The organism is Marinobacterium alkalitolerans (assembly GCF_017776525.1).
Taxonomy (GTDB): domain Bacteria; phylum Pseudomonadota; class Gammaproteobacteria; order Pseudomonadales; family Balneatricaceae; genus Marinobacterium; species Marinobacterium alkalitolerans.
Window position 1 is genome coordinate 83,466 of sequence record NZ_JACVEW010000006.1, and the last position, 23,273, is coordinate 106,738.

The window sequence follows — 23,273 nt, forward strand, 5'->3', positions numbered from 1 at the left end:
TATGAGCGAAGACCGATCGGGTGGCACGTCGAAGACCTGGCTGGACAAATTGACCCAGGCCTTCTCCGACGAACCCCGCAGTCTTGAGGATGTGCGCGACATTCTGTTGCAGGCCAACGAATCCGGCATCCTCGACAACGATGCACACGGCATCATCGAAGGCGCCCTGCAGGTCACTGAAATGCAGGTGCGTGACGTGATGATTCCCCGCTCGCAGATGACCATGGTTCAGGTGAACCAGACACCGCGCGAGTTCCTGCCCGTGATCATCTCCAGCGCCCACTCCCGCTTCCCCGTGTGCGGCGAGAATCCCGACGAGGTGCTCGGCATCCTGCTCGCCAAGGACCTCCTGCCCTACATGCTGGAAGGCACCCTGGATCAGTTTGATATCCGCCAGTGCCTGCGCAAGGCCACGTTCATTCCCGAGAGCAAGCGCCTGAACGTGCTGCTGAATGAATTCCGTGGTACCCGCAACCACATGGCGATCGTGGTAGACGAATACGGCGGCATCGCCGGCTTGATCACCATCGAGGACGTGCTGGAGCAGATCGTGGGCGAGATCGAAGACGAGCATGATGCCGATGATGACGACGGCAATATTCGCCCCTTCGATGACAACGGCTATCTGGTCAAGGCCCTCACGCCCATTGATGACTTCAACGACTATTTCGAGGCCCGCTTCTCGGACGAAGGATTCGATACCATCGGGGGCATCGTGACGCAACACTTCGGCCACCTGCCAGCCAAGGACGAGCAGATCGACATTGACGGCTTTACCTTCAAGGTACTGGCCGCCGATAACCGCCGCCTTCGTCTGTTGCAGGTGACGCGGCGCTGACCGTGCAGCCTTCCCGCAAGCGCTCCCTGCCGCCTGCACTTCAGGCTCTGCTGGCTCTGGCCGGCGGGGCCAGCATTACACTGTCACTGGCGCCCTTTAATATCTGGCCACTGGTCCTGCTGGGCCCTGCCCTGCTGTACTGTCTGCAGCGTCACCAGACCCTGCGCGCAGCCAGCTGGACCGGCTGGCTGTTCGGGCTCGGCTTCTGGGGTGCCGGCATCTCCTGGGTCTATGTCAGTATCGAACGCTACGGTGGCGCGCCCCCCTGGCTTGCAGGCGGCCTGACGCTGGCCTTTGTGGCCGCGCTGGCACTGCTGTTCGCCCTGCAGGGGGCTCTCTTTGCGCGCATTGCCGCCAGTGCCCGGCACCGCTGGCTGATTTTCACCCTGTGCTGGCTGGGTTTTGAATGGTTGCGCAGCTGGTTCCTGACCGGCTTCCCCTGGCTCTACCTGGGCTACGCCTGGCTGGATACGCCCCTGCAGCGCTGGGCACCTCTGGGCGGCGTCTGGGGCCTGTCACTGCTGAGCCTGTTGCTTTCCATGGGCCTGGCGCGCCTGCTCGCTGACCGTCATCTGACGACCGCACTGCCCGGACTCGCACTGGCCGCGGCCGCCTGGCTTCTGCCCACTCAATGGACAAGTCCCAAGGCGGGTGATGCACTGGATACGGTGCTGATTCAACCCAATATTCCGCAGCTGGCCAAATGGCAGCCGGACAATCTGGACGGCATTCTGCGCCAGCAGATCGCCCAAAGCGCTGCATATGCTGAGGTCGACCTGATTGTCTGGCCGGAAACCGCGATCCCCGCCACTTTCAACCGGGCGGCCCCGCGCATGACCCCTTTCCTCAACTGGCTGGAACAAGAGGGCATCTCGCTGATCACCGGCTTCCCCTATGCCGAAGCCGCACCCGAACGTCCCGGCGGTCAGCGTTTTCACAACAGCCTGGGGCTGTTTGGCACCGGGCAGGACCTTTACCACAAGCAGCGGCTGGTTCCCTTCGGGGAATACGTCCCCTTTGAGGCCCAGTTACGCGGCTTGATCGCATTTTTTGACCTGCCCATGTCCAGCTTCAGTCTGCCGACCGAACACACCGGCAACATGCAGCTGGGCAACCGGCAGATCGCACCGGCCATCTGCTATGAGATCGCTTATCCACAGCTGGTGTCGGCGCTGAGTCGTGACGCGGATGTGATCTTGACGGTATCGAACGATACCTGGTTTGGCCGTTCCATCGCCCCGGACCAGCATCTGCAGATCGCCCGCATGCGGGCACTGGAAAACGGACGCTGGGTTATTCGGGCCACCAATAACGGTGTGACCGCTTTTATAACACCCACCGGGAAACTGGCCAGCCAGGCACCGCTGGACCAGCAGGCCGAGCTGAGAGCCACCGTAACCATGATGTCGGGCCAGACCCCCTGGCAGCAGTTCGGGGTCTGGCCGCTGGCGGCAATAGGCGTACTGCTGGGCTTATTCGCTCTGCGGCGACCAGGGGCGTGAGATGCGCTCGAAGACGACGGCACCACACTCTTCACAGGGCTGAATACGGTCTGTAGCGCTCAGCCGCTGGGTATGGCCACACTGCAGGCAACGCAGCGTACCGGGCGCACTCACTTCCCCGGCCAGGTACTGGTCTTCACCATGTGCAAGCTGCTCACGCAGCAGTTCATGCTGAATCCGGGTCTTGTCCGCCAGGTCGAGCAGGCTCTGCTTGATCCTGTGCTCCAGAATATCCAGATCAAAATGCAGCCAGGCCGCCAGCCCCTCGCCCGTGCCATGCGCATAGTATCCCAGCTGTTTGAGATCGCGCCTGAGATAGGCCTTGAGCAGCTCCACCTCGTCACGGGTCACCTCCTCGGCTGCCAGTTCAACTTCGGCCGCTTCCTCGATCTGCTTCTGCAGGTATTCCCAGCTCACTTCGCCCGCCTCATCCAGACGCTTGCGCAGCCGTTCCAGCACGCGATCATAGGCTGCCGGAGCCTTGGTGGAATGCTGCGGGGTGTGCGGATCTTGTGTACTCATGGACGAACTCCTGTTGGCAGCGGCGGCGAACAGCACCGCCTTTTGACCTTCAGTATATCCCTGATTGTGGAAAAGCAAGCCGCTGCAGATCAACTCAAGTCCAGAGGACAGCGCCTTTGCCCGTTGAAGCCGGGCCTGGCACGAGGCCCGAATTTGATTGAGTGCTCGCACCCTGCGACCTCTGTTGACAGCAGGGCGAATATTGTATGCTATGCGCCATTCGTCTTTATTTTGAGGTGCCGCCGGTATCAGCGCGCATACATCCGGATTCCGGCACTGACATCCCAGCTACCAAGAGTTGCAACCGACCATAATGAACGAACAATATACCCCGCAGGATATCGAACCCCAGGTACAGAAACATTGGGAAGACCAGGACAGCTTCAAGGCTGACGAAAGCGCCGCCGGCGAGCCCTTCTACTGCCTATCCATGTTCCCCTACCCCAGCGGTCGACTGCACATGGGGCATGTTCGCAACTACACCATCGGTGATGTGGTCTCCCGCTATCAGCGCATGAAAGGTCGTAACGTGCTGCAGCCCATGGGCTGGGACGCCTTCGGCCTGCCCGCCGAAAACGCGGCGATGAAAAACAACGTGCCGCCGGCCAAGTGGACCTACGAAAACATCGACTACATGCGCAACCAGCTCAAGCAGATGGGCTTTGGTTACGACTGGTCGCGTGAACTGGCCACCTGCCACCCGGAATACTACCGCTGGGAGCAGTGGTTCTTTACCCGCCTGATGAAAAAGGGCCTGGTGTACAAGAAAGAAGCCGAAGTGAACTGGGACCCGGTCGACCAGACGGTTCTGGCCAACGAGCAGGTGATCGACGGTCGCGGCTGGCGCTCCGGCGCACTGGTCGAGCGCAAGAAGATCCCGCAGTGGTTCCTCAAGATCACCGACTATGCCGACCAACTGCTGGACGATCTGGACAAGCTCGACGGCTGGCCGGAACAGGTCAAGACCATGCAGCGCAACTGGATCGGCCGCTCCGAAGGGGTTGAACTGACCTTCCACGTGGATGGCTACGGCGAACTGGAAGTCTTCACCACCCGCCCGGACACCCTGATGGGGGTCACCTACGTGGCTGTGGCCGCTCAGCACCCGCTGGCGCAGCAGGCTGCCGAAAACAATCCCGAGCTGGCCGCCTTCATCGAAGAGTGCCGCCACACCAAGGTGGCCGAGGCCGACCTGGCGACCATGGAGAAAAAAGGCATGGCGCTGGGCATCGAAGCGGTACACCCGTTGACCGGCGAGAAAGTCCCGGTCTGGACCGCCAACTTCGTCCTGATGGATTACGGCTCCGGAGCCGTCATGTCCGTACCGGGCCATGACCAGCGTGACTGGGAATTCGCCCGCAAGTACAGCCTGCCGATCAAGCAGGTGATCGCCCCAACCAACCCGGACGTGGTGGTGGACCTGGAACAGGAAGCCTTCACCGAAAAAGGCGTACTGATCAACTCCGGCGATTATGACGATCTGGAGTTCGAGGTAGCGTTCAAGGCGATCGCCAAGGCACTGGAAGCCAAGGGCAAGGGCCGCACCACCATCAATTACCGTCTGCGTGACTGGGGCGTGTCCCGTCAGCGTTACTGGGGCGCTCCGATCCCGGTGATCAACTGTAAAAGCTGTGGTGCCGTACCGGTGCCGGAAGATCAGCTGCCGGTCGTACTGCCGACTGACGTGGAATTCGACGGCTCCGGCTCCCCGATCAAGAAGATGCGGGAATTCATCGACACCACCTGCCCCGAATGTGGCGGTGCTGCCGAGCGCGAAACCGATACCTTCGATACCTTCATGGAGTCCAGCTGGTACTACGCCCGTTATGCGAGCATGAACCCGAACGCCATGCTGGACCCGGAGCAGGCCAACCACTGGCTGCCGGTAAATCAGTATATCGGCGGTATCGAACATGCCATCCTGCACCTGCTCTACTCACGCTTCTTCCATAAGCTGATGCGTGACGAAGGGCTGGTAGACTCCGACGAGCCCTTCAAACGCCTGCTGTGTCAGGGCATGGTACTGGCGGACAGCTACTACTACGAAGACGAGAAAGGCGGTCAGGTCTGGGTATCGCCGGCCGACGTCACCACCGAAAAGGACGACAAGGGCCGGGTGATCCGTGCCGTGGATGCGGAAGGGCGCGCGCTCAACCATGACGGCATGTCCAAGATGTCCAAGTCGAAAAACAACGGCATTGACCCGCAGATCATGATTGATCGCTACGGTGCCGATACCGTGCGCCTGTTCATGATGTTTGCAGCGCCCCCGGAGCAGTCACTGGAGTGGCTGGATTCCGGCGTGGAAGGCGCCCACCGCTTCCTGCGCCGCCTGTGGAAACAGGTCCATGACCACCTGCAGCAGGGTGTTGAGTGTGCAGCACTGGATGCGGACGCTCTCAACGACGAGCAGCGTGACCTGCGTCGCAAGGTGCACGAAACCATCGCCAAGGTCAGCGACGACATGGAGCGCCGCCAGACCTTCAACACCGCCATCGCGGCCGTGATGGAGCTGTCCAATGCCATCGGCCGTTTTGTCGATGTCAGCGAGCAGGGCCGTGCGGTCACCCGCGAAGCGCTGGAAGCCGCCATCCGCCTGCTGGCACCGATTGTGCCGCACATGACCCATCAGCTCTGGCGTGAACTGGGCCACAGCGATGACCTGCTGCACACCGCCTGGCCGCAGGTAGACGAGGCCGCCCTGACCCGCGCCAGCGTTGAGCTGGTGGTGCAGGTGAACGGCAAGGTCCGCGCCAAAATCACGGTCCCGGCCGATGCGGATGAAGATGTGATCCTGCACACGGCACTGGCCAACGACAATGTGCAGAAGCACATGGAAGGCAAGGCGATCCGCAAGAAGATCGTGGTACCGAACAAGCTGTTGAACCTGGTTGTCGGCTAAGGAGAACCGCCATGACAAAGCGCCTGACCCTGCCGCTGGCTCTGCTGGGCATGACCCTGCTGCTGAGCGCCTGCGGCTTCAAGCTGCGTGGCATGATGGACGTGCCCGATGCCCTGCGTCAGGTGCAGCTGGAGGTCGCATCGCCCAACAGCCAGATCGAGGACGAACTGCGCCGGGCGCTGGCAGCCAACCGCATTGCGTTGACGGGCGATGCCCGTTACCGCCTGACGTTGCTGCGGGAGCGTCACTCCCGCCGTTCGGCTACCCTGACCGGTAATGCCGATGTGGCCGAATACGAGCTGCGCTCGGAAGCCTGGTTCAGCGTGATCGACCGGGAGCAGGATAACCAGCCGGTTATCGATGCACGCCGTGTAATGCTGGAACGGGTCTATTCCAACGATCCCGACAACATTACGGCCAGCGGCTCGCAGGAAAGCCTGATCCGTCAGCAGATGCAGCAGGATTTGGCCCAACAGATCCTGCGCCAGTTCCTGAGTATCCGCAGCGGCTCATGAAAACACGCGCCGATCAGCTCGATGCGCAACTGAAACGGCTCTCACCGGTCCCGCCCGTCTTCATGGTGACCGGTGACGAACCTCTGCAGCATGCAGAAAGCTGCGACAAGATCAGGCAGTACCTGCGCAATGACGGTTTCACCGAGCGTGAAGTGATGCACGTGGATGCCGGCTTCGCCTGGGAGTCGCTGCTGGAGAGTGCCAACGCCCTGTCACTCTTTGCCGAGCGCAAGATCATCGAGTTGCGACTGGGCAGCCAAAAGCTGGACAAGAAAGCCAGCGGCCTGCTGCAGCGCTACCTTGAAAACCCGGCCCCCGACAACGCCCTGCTCATCATGGCCGATCGCCTGGATGCCGGTGCCAAGAAAAGCGCCTGGTTCAAGCAGGTGGAGAAGTGCGGTCTGGTGGTCGAGATCTGGCCCATCGATCTGGACCAGCTGCCCGGCTGGGTCGCACACCGTGCCCGCCTGCTGGGCCTGGAACTCACCCCGGATGCGACTCAATTACTGACGGCACGCATCGAAGGCAACCTGCTGGCAGCACGCCAGGAGCTGGACAAGCTCAGCCTGCTGTATCCCAGCCAGACGATCGATGCCGAGCAGGTGATTGAAGCGGTCGCCGACAGCTCCCGTTTTGATATCTTCGCCCTGTCGGACGCGGTACTGCAGGGAGACCCGGCGCGCTGTCAGAAAATCCTGCTGGTCCTGAAACAGGAAGGTGTGGAATCTACGCTCGTACTCTGGGCTCTGAGCCGGGAAATTCGCACCCTGCTGAACGTACAGCGCGGGCTGGCCAACGGCGTGGCCTATGACACCCTGTGCCAGCGAGAAAAAATCTGGGGCAAGCGCAAGGGCATGGTGCGCAAGGCCAGCCAGAAAATCCCGGCGCAGCAGCTCGAATCACTGCTGGGCCTCTGTCATGATGCGGATCAGGCGATCAAGGGACAGCTCAAAACGGACCCTTGGCTACTGCTCTCCATGCTGAGCCTGGAGCTCTGCGGTTGCCACCTGAACCTGCCCAGACCGGTACATGGATAAGCGCATGCGACACTGCCTGCCTTTGCTGACAGCCCTGATGTTGACCTCATTGCTTGCCGGCTGTGGCGAGACACCGCCTGAGCGCCTCAAGGCCGGTGATGCACTGTATGATTATTACTGTATCGACTGCCACACGAAGAAAGGGCTGGGACCCTTCCTGGAAAACCATCCGGCAGGCAAGGATGCTCTGGCACCTTACGAGATCGTACTGATGGTCAAGCACGGATACGATCTGGGCCATACAGGGATGCCCAGCTTTCCTCAGCTGAGCGACGAGCAGGCCGACGCGGTGGCCCAGTTCATTTACGACCGTCGGCCACGCCAGCCCTGACCGGGATCAGCTCAGCTGGGCCCGGATCTGCTCCAGCAGGACCTGCTCCTGTCCGGCACGAATCAGCGCCTCAACCTCAGGCGCCGGCAAGGGGACAACACTCACCAGAGCCCGCGCCGGCAACTCAAGGTCAGCTTCAAGCGAGGGCTCCAGACGGTCACACAGCAACACCAGCGGCAACCGCTGGCTCTCCAGCTGAGCCACATTGACGCGCTGCGCCTCTTCGCTGCGAATCAGCAGGCTCTGCCCTTCGCTGGTCACCGCCATCAGTTCACGGATTACGCCAACCTCATTGGGTTGATTGGAGATGCGCGTCAAAAGCAGTGCGTGCAGCATGCGCAGCGGCGTGTCAGCCATCAGACAGCCCCCTCAAAACCGAGTTGACGCCAGGCTTCATACACCACCACGGCACAGGCATTGGAAAGGTTGAGGCTGCGGCTGTCCGGCAGCATCGGCAGGCGCAGCCCGTGGAACCGCGCAATCACCTCGGGCGGCAACCCACGGGTTTCAGGGCCGAACAACAGCATGTCGCCCGCCTGAAAATCGGCCTGTGCATGGGGCATGGTTGCGCGTGTGGTCAGCGCCCAGACACGCAACGGCTGTACGGCATCAAGGCAGGCATCAAGGCTTTCGTGCAGGCGCACGCGGGCAAATTCATGGTAATCGAGCCCCGCCCGACGCAGCCGCTTGTCATCCAGCTCAAAGCCCAGAGGCTCCACCAGATGCAGACGAAAGCCGGTGTTGGCACACAGGCGGATAATGTTGCCGGTGTTGGGCGGAATTTCGGGCTGATAGAGCACCAGATCCAGCATTGGAGCCTCCGTTGAATGGGGGCGTCATTATACCGGCTGGGTACTATTCGTCACCCTCCTCCTCGGCCAGCGCTGACGTATCCAGCTGCAGTTCCTTGATCTTGCGTGTGAGGGTATTACGCCCCCAGCCCAGCAGATGGGCCGCATCACGCCGGCGCCCATGGGTCGCTTTCAAGGCCGCACTGATCATCACCCGCTCAAACGCCGGCACCGCTTCATTGAGAATCCCTTCGGCCCCGAAACTCAGCTGCTGTTCGGCCCAGAGCTTGAGGCTTTCCTGCCAGCTGCCACCCACCGGGCTCGATGACTGCGGACGCGACAGCAGCTCAGGCGGCAGATCCGACACCAGCACTTCCCGCCCGGAAGCCATCACCGTGAGCCAGCGGCAGGTATTCTCCAGCTGGCGCACATTGCCGGGCCAGGGCAGCTCGCACATGAAAGCGGCGGTTTCGGGTTTCAGCACCTTGGGCTCTACCGCCAGCTCCTTGGCTGAGCTGGCCAGGAAATGACGCGCCAAACGCGGAATGTCTTCCCGTCGCTCGGCGAGCCGCGGTATATGAATGCGGATGACATTCAGGCGGTGAAACAGGTCTTCACGGAAGCGGCCTTCCTGTACCAGCTGCTCCAGGTTCTGGTGGGTCGCCGCAATGATGCGAACATCGACCCGCACCGGCGTATGGCCGCCGACGCGGTAAAATTCGCCATCGGCCAGCACGCGCAACAGGCGTGTCTGCGTATCAGCCGGCATATCGCCGATCTCGTCCAGAAACAGGGTGCCGCCGTCAGCCTGCTCAAAACGCCCGCGACGGCTGGCTGCCGCCCCAGTAAACGCACCTTTCTCATGACCAAAGAGTTCCGACTCGATCAGATCTTTCGGAATGGCCGCCATGTTCAACGGGATAAAGGGGTTCTTGGCGCGCGGGCTGTGCCGGTGCAACGCATGCGCCACCAGCTCCTTGCCGGTACCGGATTCACCGTTGATCAACACCGTAATATTGGAGTGTGCCAATCGGCCAATGGCGCGAAACACCTCCTGCATGGCCGGGGCTTCACCGATAATTTCCGTCGAGCGCTCCGGGGTTGGCTCGGCCCGCTCCTGACGCTGCTCCTGTGCATGCTCCACTGCACGCTTGACCAGCGCCAGCGCTTCATCCACGTCAAAGGGCTTGGGCAGGTATTCAAAGGCGCCACCCTGGTAGGACGCCACTGCACTTTCCAGATCGGAGTGAGCGGTCATGATGATGATCGGCAGGTCCGGATGTTCGTCATGCAACCGCTCCAGCAGCTGCAGGCCATCCATGCCCGGCATGCGCACATCGGTCAGCACCGCATCGGGCGTTTCCTTTCCCAGGTTGTCCAGCAGCGCATCTGCGCGGTCAAAACTGCGCGTGTTCAGCCCCGCCGATGTGAGCGCCTTGTCGAGCACCCAGCGGATTGAGCGGTCGTCATCGACGATCCAGACGTTCGCAACTTCACTCATTGCCTGACTCCAGCGGTATAAACAGGTTGAATCGGGTCTGGCCTGGCTGCGAGGTGAACTCGATCAGGCCCCGATGTTGATTCATGATGGATTGGGCAATCGACAGCCCCAGACCGGACCCCTGCGCCCGACTGCTGACCATGGGATAAAACAGGGTATCGGCCAGCTCTTCGGGGATCCCCGGGCCGTTATCGATAATCTCCAGTGCACAGACCAGTCGATGACGCTCGGCCCCCAGAGTAATCTGGCGCAAAGCCCGTGTACGCAGCGTGATGGTGGGATCAGGCGTACCCGATTCTTCCATCGCCTGCATGGCATTGCGCACGATATTCAACACCGCCTGAATCAGCTGATCACGTGCGCCCTCGAATTCCGGAATACTGGGGTCGTAGTCACGCACGATGTGAATACGCCCTTCCGTTTCGGCATTGATCAGGCTGCACACATGTTCCAGCACCGCATGGATATTCAGCTGCTCCATCACCGGCAGGGTGTGAGGCCCCAACAATCGGTCGACCAGATGCCTCAGTCGATCGGCCTCTTCGATGATGATATGGGTATATTCGTGCAGCTCTTCACGATCCAGCTCACGGTCCAGCAGCTGCGCCGCCCCACGAATGCCACCCAGCGGGTTTTTGATCTCGTGCGCCAGCCCTCTGACCAGTACTCGGGCGCTGGCATGGCGCGCCAGCAGCTCTTCTTCCCGCTCAATGCGGATCAGGCGGTCACGTGCCTGAATCTCCAGCAGAATGCCCGCCTCCGGCACCGGATTCACACTGTAATCCACCGTCAGGATTCGCCCGGTTTGCGTCACCAGGCGCGCTTCGCGCTTGCTGTAGGGATGGCCGCTGGCGAGCGACTGCCGCAGCACTGCCAACTCCTCCTCACTGGAGGACAGCCAGTCTTCAATGGGACGGTCCTTCAAGCGTCGCGCCGTCGCTTCCAGCAGCATTTCAGCCGCCGGGTTCATGTATTGGATGCACAGACTTTCATCAAGCACCAAAACAGCGCCCGTCAGGTTATCCAGTATCTGTTTGTGCGTATGTGTATTGACCATAAGCGTCCCAACAATGCGTCATATAAGTGCAAGCAAGAAAAGCGCCAATTTTGACAACGCTGTTATGCCTGAATAACGGGCACAGGCGACCGTTGGCACAAACCTGTATGCACCAATATAGTGCACTTAAGCATAACCGCTGAAAAATGCAGCATTTGAGTGCGCCGGAAACAAAAAAGGCTTCCCGAAGGAAGCCTTTTTCAACTCACGACTCTGGATTAAACAGAGTAGTACAGGTCGAATTCGACCGGGTGAGTAGTCATGTTGACCTTGGCCACTTCTTCACGCTTCAGCGCGATGTAAGCGTCCAGCATGTCGTCGGTGAAAACACCACCCTGAGTCAGGAACTCACGGTCTGCTTCCAGCGCGTCCAGCGCTTCAGTCAGGCTTTCAGCAACAGTCGGGATCTCAGCCGCTTCTTCAGCCGGCAGGTCGTACAGATCCTTGTCAGCCGGATCGCCCGGGTGGATCTTGTTCTTGATACCGTCGATACCGGCCATCAGCAGCGCGGCAAAGCACAGGTACGGGTTGGCTGCCGGATCCGGGAAGCGCGCTTCTACGCGGCGTGCTTTCGGGCTGGTGGTGTACGGGATACGCAGGGATGCAGAACGGTTACGGGCAGAGTAAGCCAGCATAACCGGTGCTTCGAAGCCCGGTACCAGACGCTTGTAGGAGTTGGTAGACGGGTTACACAGCGCGTTCAGTGCCTTGGCGTGCTTGACGATACCACCAATGTAGTACATCGCATTTTCACTCAGACCACCGTAGCCATCACCGGCGAAGATGTTCTGGCCGTCCTTGCTCATGGACAGGTGCACGTGCATACCGGAGCCGTTGTCACCTACCAGCGGTTTCGGCATGAAGGTGGCGGTTTTGCCGTATGCGTGAGCAACGTTGTGTACGCAGTACTTCAGGATCTGTACTTCGTCCGCCTTGCTTACCAGGGTGTTACCACGAACACCGATTTCACACTGACCGGCAGTCGCCACTTCGTGGTGGTGAACTTCGATGGTCAGACCCATGGCTTCCATGGCATCACACATGGCCGCACGCAGGTCGTGCAGGGAGTCGATCGGCGGAACCGGGAAGTAACCGCCCTTCACACGCGGACGGTGACCGGTGTTGCCACCTTCGATCTTGTGGTTGGACGCCCAGGCCGCTTCTTCAGACTGGATGCTGTAACCGCAACCGCTGATGTCAGCGTGCCATTCAACACCGTCGAATACGAAAAATTCAGGTTCCGGGCCCAGAATTGCAGAGTCTGCAATACCGGTGGACTTCAGGTACTCTTCAGCACGCTTGGCAACGGAACGCGGGTCACGCTCGTAACCCTGGCCAGTAGCCGGCTCAACGATGTCACAGCGAACAATGACGGTCGCGTCTTCAGCAAACGGATCCAGAACGGAAGCACTGTCATCCGGCATCAGGATCATGTCGGATTCGTTGATGCCCTTCCAGCCGGCGATGGAAGAACCATCGAACATTTTGCCGTCTTCGAAGAAGTCATCGCCCATGTCGCTTACCGGGATGGTAACGTGCTGCTCTTTACCCTTGGAGTCGGTAAAGCGCATGTCGATCCACTTCGCGCCGCTTTCTTTGATCAGATTCAGAGTCTTCTCTGACATTTGGCTATCCCCATTCGTTATCAGTTTGCCGTTGGCAACACATCATTACACAGGATCCGGAAAACCGGTTTGTGCGTAAATAAAGCAAAGGCCGTGCCAGATTACAAAGCGCTCTAACTTGTTGTTTTATGGTTAAACACTGCTACCCAAGCATGCATAACGCACCAAAAGCGAGCAAAGCACGGCCTATATGCACCAAATTAGTGCTTAACGCACCATTCAGTGGCAGGTCATCCCTGTAGCGAACCTATCATAGTGCAAAGTCTTTTCAATTTCCCTGACTTTAATCGCTTTAAGGTTTGTGCACATGAACCTATGCTAATACACACTGCCCGACTGGAAACCGACTGCATGAGATGCTTCTTGAAACCGATCGCCCTGTCGACACTGCTGGCCCTTTCGCCCGCGCTGAGTGCAGACACCGACTATGCCAAGCGCTTCCCGCCCAAGTGGCTGGAACACAATGGTCAGATCCGTCCTGAAACCCTGTGCTACAACTACCCTGAAAAAAGCCACATGTATCCTCTGTGCCGACTGCAGGCGATCGAATACCTGCAGCAACGCTGTCAGCGGTACAGCAATATCCTGGACAACACCGACGACCCCGCCACCCGGCGCCACTACAACCGGCTGTCCAACAAATACTGCACGGCCAGCGAGCAGTACCACAAAATGCTGCTGGATGAAGGCGTCATTGAAGAATGATCAGTAAATGATCGAATGTTTCACCTCCCTTCCGTATAATGGCCCGCTTTAACACATCACAGGGTACTACGCGTGATCGATAACCTTCGTAACATTGCCATTATCGCCCACGTTGACCACGGTAAAACCACTCTGGTCGACAAGTTGCTGCAGCAGTCCGGAACACTGGGCCGCCGCGATGAGGGTGCTGAACGTATCATGGACTCCAATGACCAGGAGCGTGAACGTGGCATTACCATCCTGGCCAAGAACACCGCTATCAAGTGGAACGACTACCGCATCAACATCGTCGACACTCCGGGACACGCCGACTTCGGTGGTGAAGTCGAGCGCGTGCTGTCCATGGTGGATTCCGTCCTGCTGCTGGTGGATGCCGTTGACGGCCCCATGCCGCAGACCCGTTTTGTAACCCAGAAAGCCTTTGCCCGAGGCCTGCGTCCAATTGTTGTCATCAACAAGATCGACCGCCCGGGTGCGCGTCCTGACTGGGTCATGGACCAGGTATTCGATCTGTTCGATAACCTGGGCGCCACTGACGAACAGCTGGATTTCCCGATTGTGTATGCGTCTGCTCTCAACGGTATCGCCGGTGATGACCCCGACGCCATGGCTGACGACATGACCCCGCTGTTCGAAGCGATCGTCAAGCATGTAGACGCACCGCATGTCGACGTCGACGGTCCTTTCCAGATGCAGATCTCGGCGCTGGACTACAACAGCTATGTCGGTGTTATCGGTGTCGGTCGCGTGTCTCGCGGCAAGATTGCCACCAACACCCAGGTAAAAGTCATCGATAGCCACGCCAAGGTCCGTAGCGGTCGTGTCCTGAAGATCATGGGCTACCACGGTCTGGAGCGTGTTGAAGTCGACTCCGCCCAGGCTGGCGACATCATCTGTATCACCGGCCTGGACGAGCTGAACATTTCCGACACCCTGTGTGACCCGGAAGTGATCGAAGCACTGCCGGCTCTGTCCGTTGACGAGCCAACCGTCTCCATGACCTTCCAGGTCAACGACTCTCCGTTCGCCGGTCAGGAAGGCAAGTTCATCACCAGCCGTAACATCAAGGACCGCCTTGATCGCGAACTGATCCACAACGTGGCCCTGCGTGTTGAGCCGGGTGATACACCGGAGAAATTCCGTGTATCCGGCCGTGGCGAGCTGCACCTGTCCGTACTGATCGAATCCATGCGCCGTGAGGGCTTCGAGCTGGGTGTTTCCCGTCCGGAAGTTATTCAGAAGGAAGTGGATGGTGAAATCCACGAGCCGTACGAAGTCGTCATGATCGACGTGGAAGAAGAGCACCAGGGCTCCGTAATCGAAGAACTGGGCAAGCGTCGCGCTGACATGACCAACATGGAAGTGGACGGCAAGGGCCGTGTACGCCTGACTTTCATGATGCCGTCTCGCGGCCTGATCGGTTTCCGCAGCCAGTTCATGACCATGACCTCCGGTACCGGCATCATGACCTCCATCTTCGACCACTACGGTCCGGTCAAGCAGGGTGAAGTGATCTCGCGCCACAACGGTGTACTGGTCTCCATGATCAACGGCAAGGCGCTGGGCTATGCCCTGTTCACCCTGCAGGAGCGTGGCCGCCTGTTCATCGACCCGAACATCGAAGTCTATGAAGGCATGGTGCTGGGTATCCACAGCCGTAACAACGATCTGGTAGTGAACCCGACCAAGGGCAAGCAGCTGACCAACGTCCGTGCCTCCGGTACTGACGAGAACATCGTGCTGACACCGCCGATCAAATTCTCACTGGAGCAGGCGCTGGACTTCATCGAAGACGATGAGCTGGTGGAAGTCACACCGGAAAGCATCCGCATCCGCAAGAAGCTGCTGAAAGAGAACGAGCGCAAGCGCGCCAACAAGAAGTAAGTCGCTTCCTGTGGACAGAGGCCGGCCGCGCAAGCGCCCGGCCTTTTTTGTGGGTTCTGCACAGGCTGACATCGGTTCACCTGCCCGGCAGGGCTCGATATACTGGCTGTTTGCATCTGCCAGTAACAGGAGAGACGCCATGCGCACCCTCTATCCGGAGATCGGCCACAATCACGAGTATTTTCTCGATGTGGGCGAGGGCCATCAGATCTACGTGGAAGAAAGCGGCAACCCGCATGGCATACCGGTCCTGTTCGTCCATGGCGGCCCGGGCGGCGGCTGCGGCGCTGTCCATCGACGCTACTTCAACCCCGAGCGTTACCGCATCATCCTGTTTGACCAGCGCGGCTGCGGTCAGTCGACCCCGCATGCCACACTGAACCACAACGAAACCGGCTATCTGGTCAGCGATATGGAGCGCATCCGCGAGTTTCTGGGCATCGACCAGTGGCTGCTCTTCGGCGGCAGCTGGGGCTCCACCCTGAGCCTGGTCTATGCCGAAACCCACCCCGAGCGGGTCGCGGGCATGATTCTGCGCGGTATTTTTCTCTGCCGCGAACAGGATATTCGTTGGTTCTATCAACAGGGGGCCAGTGCGCTCTTTCCCGACTACTGGCAGGACTTCCTGGAACAGATCCCCGCCAGCGAGCGTGACGATCTGGTATCGGCCTATTACCGCCGTCTGACCTCAAGCAACGAACTGGCGCAGATGCAGGCCGCCAAGGCATGGTCAGTCTGGGAAGGCCGCTGCTCCACCCTGATTCCCAATCACAGTGTTGTGGATCATTTCAGCGATCCTCACTTTGCACTGGCGATGGCACGCATCGAGGCTCACTACTTTGTCCACAAGGCGTTTCTGGCGCCAGACCAGATTCTGCGCGACGCCCACCGCCTGAAGGATATTCCGATCACGCTGGTGCATGGTCGCTATGACGTCGTCTGCCCAGTGGAGCAGGCCTGGTCGCTGCAGCAGGCACTGCCGCATGCCGAACTGCACATTGTGCGAGAAGCCGGCCACTCGGCACTTGAGCCGGGCATTATCGACAACCTGATCCATGCCACGGATCACTTTGCCGAACGGAGAGCCTGAACATGAAGGGATTGATACAGCGCGTCAGCCATGCATCCGTGAAAGTGGACGGCGAGATCACAGGTGCCATTGATCAGGGCATTCTCCTGCTGCTGGGCGTGGAAAAGGACGATGATCAGGCCAAAGCGGATAAACTGCTCAAGAAGGTACTCAACTACCGCATTTTCCCTAATGCCGAAGGCAAAATGAACCTGAGCCTGTCTGATACTGGAGGCGGCCTGCTGGTGGTATCCCAGTTCACGCTGGTTGCCGATACCCGCAAGGGCCTCAGACCCAGCTTTTCCTCCGGTGCGTCACCGGCGCAGGGTGAAGCACTGTACGATTACTTTGTGGAACAGGCACAAGGCAGCCATGAAAAGGTCGCAACAGGTCGCTTCGGTGCCGACATGAAAGTGGAACTGCTGAACGACGGGCCGGTTACCTTCCTGCTGGAAGTGTAAACCGGCACCGCCAGTGACCGCCCCTCTCAGGCAATACAGCTGGGCTCAACCAGATGATGCGTCACCCGCGTTTCCAGCTTGATGTTGTCATGCAGTGGACAGCGCTCACAGACCTCATCCAGAAACGCCTGCTTCTCATCATCACTCATGTCGGCATCAATTTCTGCCGCCACCGAGACCGATTGGAAGCCGGTGCGATCATCTGAAGGCTTGCCCAACAGGCCAGCCGGGTTGTAGTCGCCCTCTACGGTGACCTTCATGCTGCGCAGGTCGATCTTTTTCTGCATGGCGGCGATACGACCAATGGTGCAGATGCAACCGCCGAGCGAGAACAGGAAGTACTCCAGCGGTGTGGGCCCCTGATCGGTGCCACGCGCGGCTTCCGGCTGATCGATTGTCATCTGGTGGCCGCGAATATCCGCGTTCACCTGAAAGCCCTGCTCCATGGCCGCCTGGACCGAGACTCGCTTGTCTGCACTCATACTGACCTCCCCTAATTAGTTAAGATATTACTAATATTAAGGTTGCTTTGGCTCGGGAGCAATATGCTGCGGACAATAAAAAAGCGCCCTGAGGCGCTTTTTTCATGACTGATTCTCTCAGCCGACCTTCTCGCCCTTGGCCTGAAGGTCCGCATGGTAGGAGGAGCGCACCAGCGGCCCGCTGGCCACATGGGTAAAGCCCAGCTCATGCGCAATACGTTCAAATTCTGCAAATTCTTCCGGCGTGACATAACGATCCAGCGCCAGGTGGTCGCGGCTCGGCTGCAGGTACTGGCCAATGGTGATCATATCCACATCGTGAGCGCGCAGGTCCCGCATCACCTCAATGATCTCGTCATTGGTTTCACCACAGCCGACCATCAGGCCCGACTTGGTCCGCACGTTTGGCTGCAGCGCCTTGAAGCGCTTCAGCAGATCCAGCGACCACTGGTAATCGGCCCCCGGGCGTACCTTGCGATACAGGCGCGGGACCGTTTCCAGGTTATGGTTGAACACATCCGGCGGCGTCTGGTTGAGAATCTCCAGCGCCACGTCCATGCGACCACGGAAGTCCGGCACCAGCGTTTCAATCTGGATACTGGGAATACGCTCACGGGTTTCCCGGATACAGTCGACAAAGTGCTGGGCACCACCATCACGTAGGTCGTCACGGTCAACGGAGGTGATCACGACGTACTTCAGCTGCATGTCGGCAATGGCTTCGGCCAGCTCTCGGGGCTCATCCGGTGACAGGGCATTGGGGCGACCGTGTGCCACATCACAGAAGGGACAGCGGCGGGTACAGATGTCACCCATGATCATGAACGTAGCCGTGCCGTGACTGAAACACTCACCCAGATTGGGGCAGCTGGCTTCTTCACAGACCGATGCCAGCTTGTGTTTGCGCAGCTTATCCTTGATCCGTTTAACTTCCGTATTCGAGCCCATGCGCACGCGCAGCCAGTCGGGCTTGCGTTGCATCTGGTCCTTTTCAGTGGGAATCACCTTCACCGGAATACGCGCAACCTTCTCGGCACCGCGCAGTTTTACGCCCTGCTCGACTCGGGTCGCTTTCTTTTCGGAGGATTCAGCCATACGTATCAGTCTTCCAAAGTGTGTGTGCGTGTCAGTACAGTATACCCCAACTTCTTAACCAAGTAATTTACTAGGATATCCGGCAGCGTGGCCAGATCGACATGGGGTGCCTGGGTACGAACCTGTGTCATCTGCAAGCCTGCATATCCGCAGGGGTTGATGCGCAGGAAGGGCTCCAGATCCATATTCAGGTTCAGTGCCAGACCATGAAAGGAGCAGCCACGGCGGATGCGCAGGCCCAGCGAGCAGATTTTCTGCTCATTGACGTAAACCCCCGGTGCATCGGGCCTGGGATAAGCCTCAACGCCCAGATCAGCCAGCAGCGCGACCACGGACTGCTCGATGATATCGACCAGCTCCCGCACGCCCAGCTTGCGCCGACGCAGGTCCAGCATCAGGTAGGCAATCAACTGACCCGGACCGTGATAAGTGACCTGTCCACCCCGATCCACCTGCACCACCGGGATATCGCCCGGGCTCAACAGGTGCTCGGCCTTGCCTGCCTGTCCCTGGGTGAAAACGGGTTCATGCTCCAGCAGCCAGATTTCATCCACCGTGTCGCTGTCACGATTGGCGGTCAAGGCCTGCATTTTCTGCCACACCGGCTCGTAGGGCTGCAGCCCGGGAGGGGTGCGAATGATCAACTCATCTGCCAGCGCCATCAAAGAACCATTTTGACACGTCCGGTGGCCTTCAGGTCCTGGTGCAGGTTCTCGAGCTGCTCATGGCTGGTCGCCGTAATTTTCAGGCGCACGGAGCTGTAATTACCCTTTCCGCTCTGCTGGACAACCACCTGTTCCACATCCAGATCCGGCGCATGAATCTGAACGATCTCAACGACCAGGCCCTTGAAGTCCTGCTCATTATCACCAATAACCTTGATCGGGTATTCCGGGTGCGGAAATTCAATTTTGGGTGCTTCGGTTTCGGTACTCATCTGATCTCTCCGGTCATCAGCCGGTGTTGAAAACGGGTAAAGAGGTCAAACATCTGTCGCCACAGGGGACCTTTCTGCCCATCAGCCACAGGTTTGCCATCAATTGCCAGAACCGGGATCACACCCCGGGTCGAGCTGGACACCCACACCTCATCCGCGTCCTGCAGCGCTTCGGGTCGGATATCCACTTCCTGAAAGGGAATACCGGCTTCCGCTGCCAATTCCAGTATCAGTTCTCGCGTCGTGCCGCCCAGTATTTCCGAGCTGCGCTTGGGCGTATAAATCACGCCCTGACGGATTAAAAACAGGTTGCAGGAGGTGCCTTCACTGAGCAGCCCGTCCCGCACCAGCAGGGCTTCGTCAGCCCCGGCTTCGCGCGCCTGCTGCAGCACCAGAATATTCGGCAGCAGCCCGGTCGACTTGATGTCACACCGGTGCCAACGCAGATCTGCTGTCACGATAACAGTATAGCCCCGGACCTGATCGGCCCCGCGGGCATAGATATCCTGAATCGGCGAGCAGCAGGCAAACACCGTGGGAGCCATCGCATCGTCATACGCATGCGTTCGGCTGCCGGCACTGCCGCGACTGATCTGCAGATAGACGGACAGGTTACCGCCGCCGTTGCGCTGCACCAGTTCGTTCAGGATACCGGGCCAGTCGGCGTCAATTTGAATCCTGACCGCGCGCAGGCTGTATGCCAGCCGATCCAGATGCTGTTGCAGACGGAAACCCACCCCCTGATAAAAGGGGATCACCTCATAGACGCTGTCGGCAAACAGGAAACCGCGGTCGAAAACAGAGACCCGCGCCTCATCGGCCGGCAGAAAAGCGCCATTCAGGTAGACAAGATCGGTGCTCATAAACACAACTGCCCACATCCATTGATGTGGGCAGCATATAACGATTTCAAGTGGATTGCGCGGTTAGCTGATCAGGCCGATAAAGAACAGCATGATCGCATGCCAGATGCGCTTGAACAGACCACCTTCCTGTACCGGCTCCAGTGCGACCAGCGGCACACTGGTGACCGTTTCACCGTCCAGGGTGACGCGCACTCGGCCCAGTTCCTCGCCCTGTGCAACCGGTGCCTTGATCACCTTGTCCAGTTCCAGCGTCGCTTCCAGCTGGTCGGTTTTGCCACGCGGAACGGTAACCGCCAGATCCTCGGTCAGACCAAGACGGACCTGGTCGCGAGCACCGGCCCACACCTTGGTGTCCTTGAGTACGTCGCCGGCCTCGTAGAGCTGATGTGTCCGGTAGTAACGGAAACCGTAGGACAGCAGTTTCTGACTTTCGCGTGCACGGGCTTCTTCACTGTCGGTACCCATGACCACAGAGATCAGGCGCATGCCATCACGCTGAGCAGAAGAGACCAGACAATACCCTGCCTCATCGGTGTGACCGGTCTTGATGCCATCTACGCTGTCATCGCGCCACAGCAGCTTGTTGCGGTTGGGCTGGCGGATATTGTTGTAGGTGAAATACTTCTGCGCATAAATCGCATAGTGCTCCGGGAAGCGCGTAATCAGGGCCTTGGCCAGTTTGGCCAGGTCTTCGGCTGAGGAGTAATGATCCTCTGCGGGCAGGCCGGTCGCGTTCACGAAATGGGTGTTTTCCATCCCCAGCAGGCGCGCATGCTGGTTCATCAGGTCCGCAAATGCCCGTTCACTGCCGGCGATGTGCTCAGCCAGCGCAACCGACGCATCGTTACCGGACTGGATGATCACGCCCCGCAGCAGGTCACCCACCTTCACCTGGGTCCCTTCCTGAATGAACATGCGGGAGCCACCGGTGCGCCAGGCCTTTTCACTGACCAGCACCAGGTCCTCTTCGCTGATGTTGCCCTTGCTGATTTCGTACTCGACGATGTAACTGGTCATCATCTTGGTCAGGCTGGCCGGCGGGAAACGCTCCGTTTCACGGTCGGCGGCGATCAGATGACCGGTATCGGCGTCCATGACCAGATAGGCACGCGCGGCAACCTGAGGCGGGGCCGGAATGAGTGCGGAAGCGGCCTGAGCGGAGGCGGCTACCAGCAGTGCAAACATCAGGGCCAGGTAGATGAAAATGGATGGAAGTGTCTGTCGTTGCGCCATAATGGGTCAGTTACATCTTGTGTGAGTTGAAGCGTGCCGCGCGGCACGACGAAAGGTTAAACTCTACCGCCGGCATCAGGGCAAGTCCACCAGGTGAGCACCGGGGTAGCCTGCCTGAGACAACTGCTGCAACAGCCAGTTCAACGTATGTTGTCCCGTCAGCGGCCCCAGATGAACGCGGTACAGCATGCGATCACCCCGCTCAACGCCGACCACACGGGCCGGCTCCTGCAACAGGCTCTGCAACCGCTCGGCCAGTCCGTTCGCGTTCACCGCACTGGACAACGCCGCTACCTGCAGGGTGCGCCCGGTAATGGCGGCGCGATCACTGGAGACGGCACTGCGCCCCTGGCTGGCAAGCATGCGTATATCGTTCTGGCCCGGCGTAATCGCCTCAACCTCAACCCGCGCCGTACCGGTTTGCAACATGCCAAGCCGGTAGGCGGCCGCGTAGGAGAGATCAATCAAACGGCGGTCATGGAAGGGGCCTCGGTCATTGACCCGAACAACCACCTGACGGTTGTTGTCCAGATTGGTGACCCGCACAAAGCTGGGCAGCGGCAGTGACTTGTGCGCCGCACTCATCTGGTACATGTCATAGACCTCACCGTTAGAGGTGGTGTGGCCGTGAAACTTCTTGCCATACCAGGAGGCGATGCCACGCTCACGGTAGCCATCGGCCGAAGGGAGCACGTAATAGCGCTTGCCCAGTACCTTGTAAGGGCTTTTGTTGCCCCAGCGGCTGTGCGGCTCATGCCGGGGGACGGCATCGGGCACCTGTGACAGGTCAACGGCCCGGTCGGGGCCGCGGTCCTGCTTGAGGCTGTAGCGCCCGCTGTTTTCCTTGGACGCACAGCCGGATAACAGAACCACCAGCCCCAGCAGAGGCAGCAACAGCCGTTTCATAGCGTCAGTTCTCCTTGCCACTCTCGCGGGCTTCTCGAATCGCCTGACTCAGCTCATACACGGCCATGGCATAGAGACGGCTGTGGTTATAGCGAGTGATGACGTAGAAGTTGTGCAGCCCGAACCAGTAGTGTTCGCCATCGTCCATGGTCAGCTCCATCAGGGTTGCCGGCTGCGCGGTATCCAGATCCTGGCGGGTCGCGATACCGCGTTCGGCCCACTCGGCCAGTGTCAGTTCAGGCTTGAGTCCGGCATTGAACCATTCAGGGTTCGCCGGCTTGTTCATCACCACATTGGAACGTACCGGCTCGCCACGCTTCCAGCCATGCGCCGCAAAGTAGTTGGCCACACTGCCGATGGCATCAACCTTGTTGCTCCAGATATCGCGCTTGCCATCCGCATCGAAATCCACGGCATAGGCCCGGAAGCTGGACGGTATGAACTGACCATACCCCATGGCGCCGGCATAGGATCCCTTGGGTTCGGTCGGGTCGAGTCCTTCCTCGCGCGCCATGCGCAGGAACTCGATCAACTCGCCACGGAAGAAGTCGGCCCGCTTGGGGTAATCAAACCCCAGCGTGGACAGGGCATCCAGTACGCGGTAGCTGCCCATGATACGCCCGTAGCGGGTTTCCACCCCGATAATCGCCACGATAATTTCAGCCGGCACGCCGTAGGTCTGTTCGGCCTGTGCCAGCGTATCCTCGTGTTCCTGCCAGAAGGCAACGCCCTGGCGAATACGTCGCGGTTCAACAAAAATCTTGCGGTATTCGCCCCAGGTCAGGCGGCGCTCTGCCGGCCGCGAGATCGCTTCCAGAATCGAATCCTTGCGCTCGGCCTGAGCCAGCACGGCCCGAATCGCTTCGGCCTTGAACCCCTCCTCGGCCAGCGTGTCCACCACTTCATCCGCCCGCGGATGAACATCATACCCGCTGCCCGCGGCCATCGCGGTGGCTGTCCCGGTCAGCAATGAGCCGGCCAGCAGCCAGCATCCCAGTGAATTGCGCATCTTTA

General features: G+C 59.4%; 24 protein-coding genes. 10 read left to right on the forward strand and 14 right to left on the reverse strand.

Annotated features, from left to right (window positions below; translation table 11 throughout):
- Window position 1 precedes the first annotated feature (1 nt).
- Both H9C73_RS05415 and lnt read left to right on the forward strand, forming a co-directional pair.
- Complete coding sequence (locus H9C73_RS05415; protein WP_209286779.1) at window positions 2-838, forward strand: HlyC/CorC family transporter; 837 nt, start codon at window positions 2-4, stop codon at window positions 836-838.
- Between the two features lie 2 nt (window positions 839-840).
- Window positions 841-2,340, forward strand: coding sequence for an apolipoprotein N-acyltransferase (lnt, locus tag H9C73_RS05420; RefSeq protein ID WP_328797945.1), 1,500 nt, complete (start codon window positions 841-843; stop codon window positions 2,338-2,340).
- On the opposite strand, the gene H9C73_RS05425 is transcribed toward lnt, so the two are convergent.
- On the reverse strand, window positions 2,311-2,862 hold the full coding sequence (locus tag H9C73_RS05425) for a zinc ribbon-containing protein (RefSeq protein ID WP_209286780.1): 552 nt from the start codon (window positions 2,860-2,862) through the stop codon (window positions 2,311-2,313). The genes lnt and H9C73_RS05425 overlap by 30 nt on opposite strands.
- Window positions 2,863-3,175: 313 nt before the next feature.
- Between H9C73_RS05425 and leuS the strand changes: the two genes are divergently transcribed.
- Genes leuS through H9C73_RS05445 form a run of 4 tightly spaced genes read left to right on the forward strand, consistent with a single transcriptional unit; the run spans window position 3,176 to window position 7,647 of the window.
- On the forward strand, window positions 3,176-5,764 hold the full coding sequence (gene leuS / locus H9C73_RS05430) for a leucine--tRNA ligase (protein ID WP_209286781.1): 2,589 nt from the start codon (window positions 3,176-3,178) through the stop codon (window positions 5,762-5,764).
- An 11-nt stretch (window positions 5,765-5,775) separates the two neighbouring features.
- Window positions 5,776-6,279, forward strand: a complete 504-nt coding sequence (locus tag H9C73_RS05435; protein WP_209286782.1) for an LPS-assembly lipoprotein LptE — start codon at window positions 5,776-5,778, stop codon at window positions 6,277-6,279.
- Entirely contained in the window at window positions 6,276-7,316 is a 1,041-nt protein-coding gene (gene holA / locus H9C73_RS05440; protein WP_209286783.1) for a DNA polymerase III subunit delta, read from the forward strand. The genes H9C73_RS05435 and holA overlap by 4 nt, the downstream gene beginning before the upstream one ends.
- Window positions 7,309-7,647 carry a c-type cytochrome gene (locus H9C73_RS05445; RefSeq protein WP_209286784.1) on the forward strand — a complete coding sequence of 113 codons (339 nt, stop codon included), beginning with the start codon at window positions 7,309-7,311 and terminating at the stop codon, window positions 7,645-7,647. Before holA ends, H9C73_RS05445 begins: the two co-directional genes overlap by 8 nt.
- 6 nt (window positions 7,648-7,653) lie before the next feature.
- Here H9C73_RS05445 and H9C73_RS05450 read toward each other — a convergent pair whose 3' ends face one another.
- The 5 genes from H9C73_RS05450 to glnA form a co-directional block, all read right to left on the reverse strand.
- Window positions 7,654-8,004: a hypothetical protein gene (locus tag H9C73_RS05450; RefSeq protein ID WP_209286785.1), complete on the reverse strand. Its 351-nt coding sequence runs from the start codon at window positions 8,002-8,004 to the stop codon at window positions 7,654-7,656.
- The gene (gene trmL / locus H9C73_RS05455) at window positions 8,004-8,459 is read right to left on the reverse strand and encodes a tRNA (uridine(34)/cytosine(34)/5-carboxymethylaminomethyluridine(34)-2'-O)-methyltransferase TrmL (RefSeq protein WP_209286786.1); all 456 of its coding nucleotides are present in this window, start codon (window positions 8,457-8,459) and stop codon (window positions 8,004-8,006) included. Before trmL ends, H9C73_RS05450 begins: the two co-directional genes overlap by 1 nt.
- 43 nt (window positions 8,460-8,502) lie before the next feature.
- Entirely contained in the window at window positions 8,503-9,939 is a 1,437-nt protein-coding gene (gene glnG / locus H9C73_RS05460) for a nitrogen regulation protein NR(I) (RefSeq protein ID WP_209286787.1), read from the reverse strand.
- On the reverse strand, window positions 9,932-10,996 hold the full coding sequence (gene glnL, locus H9C73_RS05465) for a nitrogen regulation protein NR(II) (RefSeq protein ID WP_209286788.1): 1,065 nt from the start codon (window positions 10,994-10,996) through the stop codon (window positions 9,932-9,934). The genes glnG and glnL overlap by 8 nt, the downstream gene beginning before the upstream one ends.
- Window positions 10,997-11,214: 218 nt before the next feature.
- Window positions 11,215-12,621: a glutamate--ammonia ligase gene (glnA, locus tag H9C73_RS05470; protein ID WP_209286789.1), complete on the reverse strand. Its 1,407-nt coding sequence runs from the start codon at window positions 12,619-12,621 to the stop codon at window positions 11,215-11,217.
- Window positions 12,622-12,984: 363 nt separating this feature from the next.
- Between glnA and H9C73_RS05475 the strand changes: the two genes are divergently transcribed.
- From H9C73_RS05475 to dtd, 4 genes are all read left to right on the forward strand, one after another.
- Entirely contained in the window at window positions 12,985-13,326 is a 342-nt protein-coding gene (locus tag H9C73_RS05475; RefSeq protein WP_209286790.1) for a hypothetical protein, read from the forward strand.
- Between the two features lie 72 nt (window positions 13,327-13,398).
- Window positions 13,399-15,210 (forward strand): translational GTPase TypA, encoded by a 1,812-nt coding sequence (gene typA, locus H9C73_RS05480; protein ID WP_209286791.1) that lies wholly within the window; start codon window positions 13,399-13,401, stop codon window positions 15,208-15,210.
- 139 nt (window positions 15,211-15,349) lie between these two features.
- Window positions 15,350-16,300 (forward strand): prolyl aminopeptidase, encoded by a 951-nt coding sequence (gene pip / locus H9C73_RS05485; RefSeq protein ID WP_209286792.1) that lies wholly within the window; start codon window positions 15,350-15,352, stop codon window positions 16,298-16,300.
- A gap of 2 nt (window positions 16,301-16,302) precedes the next feature.
- Window positions 16,303-16,740: a D-aminoacyl-tRNA deacylase gene (gene dtd / locus H9C73_RS05490; protein WP_209286793.1), complete on the forward strand. Its 438-nt coding sequence runs from the start codon at window positions 16,303-16,305 to the stop codon at window positions 16,738-16,740.
- 26 nt (window positions 16,741-16,766) lie between these two features.
- Here the strand turns inward: dtd and H9C73_RS05495 are convergent, their stop codons facing one another.
- The 8 genes from H9C73_RS05495 to mltB form a co-directional block, all read right to left on the reverse strand.
- A complete protein-coding gene (locus H9C73_RS05495) occupies window positions 16,767-17,222 on the reverse strand; it encodes an OsmC family protein (RefSeq protein WP_209286794.1) in 456 nt (151 codons plus the stop codon).
- Between the two features lie 117 nt (window positions 17,223-17,339).
- Window positions 17,340-18,317: a lipoyl synthase gene (lipA, locus tag H9C73_RS05500; protein WP_209286795.1), complete on the reverse strand. Its 978-nt coding sequence runs from the start codon at window positions 18,315-18,317 to the stop codon at window positions 17,340-17,342.
- 5 nt (window positions 18,318-18,322) lie between these two features.
- Window positions 18,323-18,979, reverse strand: a complete 657-nt coding sequence (gene lipB / locus H9C73_RS05505; protein ID WP_209286796.1) for a lipoyl(octanoyl) transferase LipB — start codon at window positions 18,977-18,979, stop codon at window positions 18,323-18,325.
- The gene (locus H9C73_RS05510; RefSeq protein WP_209286797.1) at window positions 18,979-19,254 is read right to left on the reverse strand and encodes an HP0495 family protein; all 276 of its coding nucleotides are present in this window, start codon (window positions 19,252-19,254) and stop codon (window positions 18,979-18,981) included. The genes lipB and H9C73_RS05510 overlap by 1 nt, the downstream gene beginning before the upstream one ends.
- The gene (locus tag H9C73_RS05515) at window positions 19,251-20,117 is read right to left on the reverse strand and encodes a D-amino acid aminotransferase (protein WP_209286798.1); all 867 of its coding nucleotides are present in this window, start codon (window positions 20,115-20,117) and stop codon (window positions 19,251-19,253) included. The genes H9C73_RS05510 and H9C73_RS05515 overlap by 4 nt, the downstream gene beginning before the upstream one ends.
- A gap of 63 nt (window positions 20,118-20,180) precedes the next feature.
- Window positions 20,181-21,353 (reverse strand): D-alanyl-D-alanine carboxypeptidase family protein, encoded by a 1,173-nt coding sequence (locus H9C73_RS05520; RefSeq protein WP_209286799.1) that lies wholly within the window; start codon window positions 21,351-21,353, stop codon window positions 20,181-20,183.
- A gap of 75 nt (window positions 21,354-21,428) precedes the next feature.
- The gene (locus H9C73_RS05525; RefSeq protein WP_209286800.1) at window positions 21,429-22,259 is read right to left on the reverse strand and encodes a septal ring lytic transglycosylase RlpA family protein; all 831 of its coding nucleotides are present in this window, start codon (window positions 22,257-22,259) and stop codon (window positions 21,429-21,431) included.
- Between the two features lie 4 nt (window positions 22,260-22,263).
- Complete coding sequence (mltB, locus tag H9C73_RS05530; protein WP_209286801.1) at window positions 22,264-23,268, reverse strand: lytic murein transglycosylase B; 1,005 nt, start codon at window positions 23,266-23,268, stop codon at window positions 22,264-22,266.
- Window positions 23,269-23,273 lie beyond the last annotated feature (5 nt).

Excerpts from the sequence above, each read along its gene's own strand:
- H9C73_RS05415 (WP_209286779.1), top strand. The coding sequence starts at position 2 with ATGAGCGAAGACCGATCGGGTGGCACGTCGAAGACCTGGCTGGACAAA.
- H9C73_RS05425 (WP_209286780.1), bottom strand. The coding sequence starts at position 2,862 with ATGAGTACACAAGATCCGCACACCCCGCAGCATTCCACCAAGGCTCCG.
- leuS (WP_209286781.1), top strand. The coding sequence starts at position 3,176 with ATGAACGAACAATATACCCCGCAGGATATCGAACCCCAGGTACAGAAA.
- H9C73_RS05435 (WP_209286782.1), top strand. The coding sequence starts at position 5,776 with ATGACAAAGCGCCTGACCCTGCCGCTGGCTCTGCTGGGCATGACCCTG.
- holA (WP_209286783.1), top strand. The coding sequence starts at position 6,276 with ATGAAAACACGCGCCGATCAGCTCGATGCGCAACTGAAACGGCTCTCA.
- H9C73_RS05445 (WP_209286784.1), top strand. The coding sequence starts at position 7,309 with ATGGATAAGCGCATGCGACACTGCCTGCCTTTGCTGACAGCCCTGATG.
- H9C73_RS05450 (WP_209286785.1), bottom strand. The coding sequence starts at position 8,004 with ATGGCTGACACGCCGCTGCGCATGCTGCACGCACTGCTTTTGACGCGC.
- trmL (WP_209286786.1), bottom strand. The coding sequence starts at position 8,459 with ATGCTGGATCTGGTGCTCTATCAGCCCGAAATTCCGCCCAACACCGGC.
- glnG (WP_209286787.1), bottom strand. The coding sequence starts at position 9,939 with ATGAGTGAAGTTGCGAACGTCTGGATCGTCGATGACGACCGCTCAATC.
- glnL (WP_209286788.1), bottom strand. The coding sequence starts at position 10,996 with ATGGTCAATACACATACGCACAAACAGATACTGGATAACCTGACGGGC.
- glnA (WP_209286789.1), bottom strand. The coding sequence starts at position 12,621 with ATGTCAGAGAAGACTCTGAATCTGATCAAAGAAAGCGGCGCGAAGTGG.
- pip (WP_209286792.1), top strand. The coding sequence starts at position 15,350 with ATGCGCACCCTCTATCCGGAGATCGGCCACAATCACGAGTATTTTCTC.
- dtd (WP_209286793.1), top strand. The coding sequence starts at position 16,303 with ATGAAGGGATTGATACAGCGCGTCAGCCATGCATCCGTGAAAGTGGAC.
- H9C73_RS05495 (WP_209286794.1), bottom strand. The coding sequence starts at position 17,222 with ATGAGTGCAGACAAGCGAGTCTCGGTCCAGGCGGCCATGGAGCAGGGC.
- lipA (WP_209286795.1), bottom strand. The coding sequence starts at position 18,317 with ATGGCTGAATCCTCCGAAAAGAAAGCGACCCGAGTCGAGCAGGGCGTA.
- lipB (WP_209286796.1), bottom strand. The coding sequence starts at position 18,979 with ATGGCGCTGGCAGATGAGTTGATCATTCGCACCCCTCCCGGGCTGCAG.
- H9C73_RS05510 (WP_209286797.1), bottom strand. The coding sequence starts at position 19,254 with ATGAGTACCGAAACCGAAGCACCCAAAATTGAATTTCCGCACCCGGAA.
- H9C73_RS05515 (WP_209286798.1), bottom strand. The coding sequence starts at position 20,117 with ATGAGCACCGATCTTGTCTACCTGAATGGCGCTTTTCTGCCGGCCGAT.
- H9C73_RS05520 (WP_209286799.1), bottom strand. The coding sequence starts at position 21,353 with ATGGCGCAACGACAGACACTTCCATCCATTTTCATCTACCTGGCCCTG.
- H9C73_RS05525 (WP_209286800.1), bottom strand. The coding sequence starts at position 22,259 with ATGAAACGGCTGTTGCTGCCTCTGCTGGGGCTGGTGGTTCTGTTATCC.
- mltB (WP_209286801.1), bottom strand. The coding sequence starts at position 23,268 with ATGCGCAATTCACTGGGATGCTGGCTGCTGGCCGGCTCATTGCTGACC.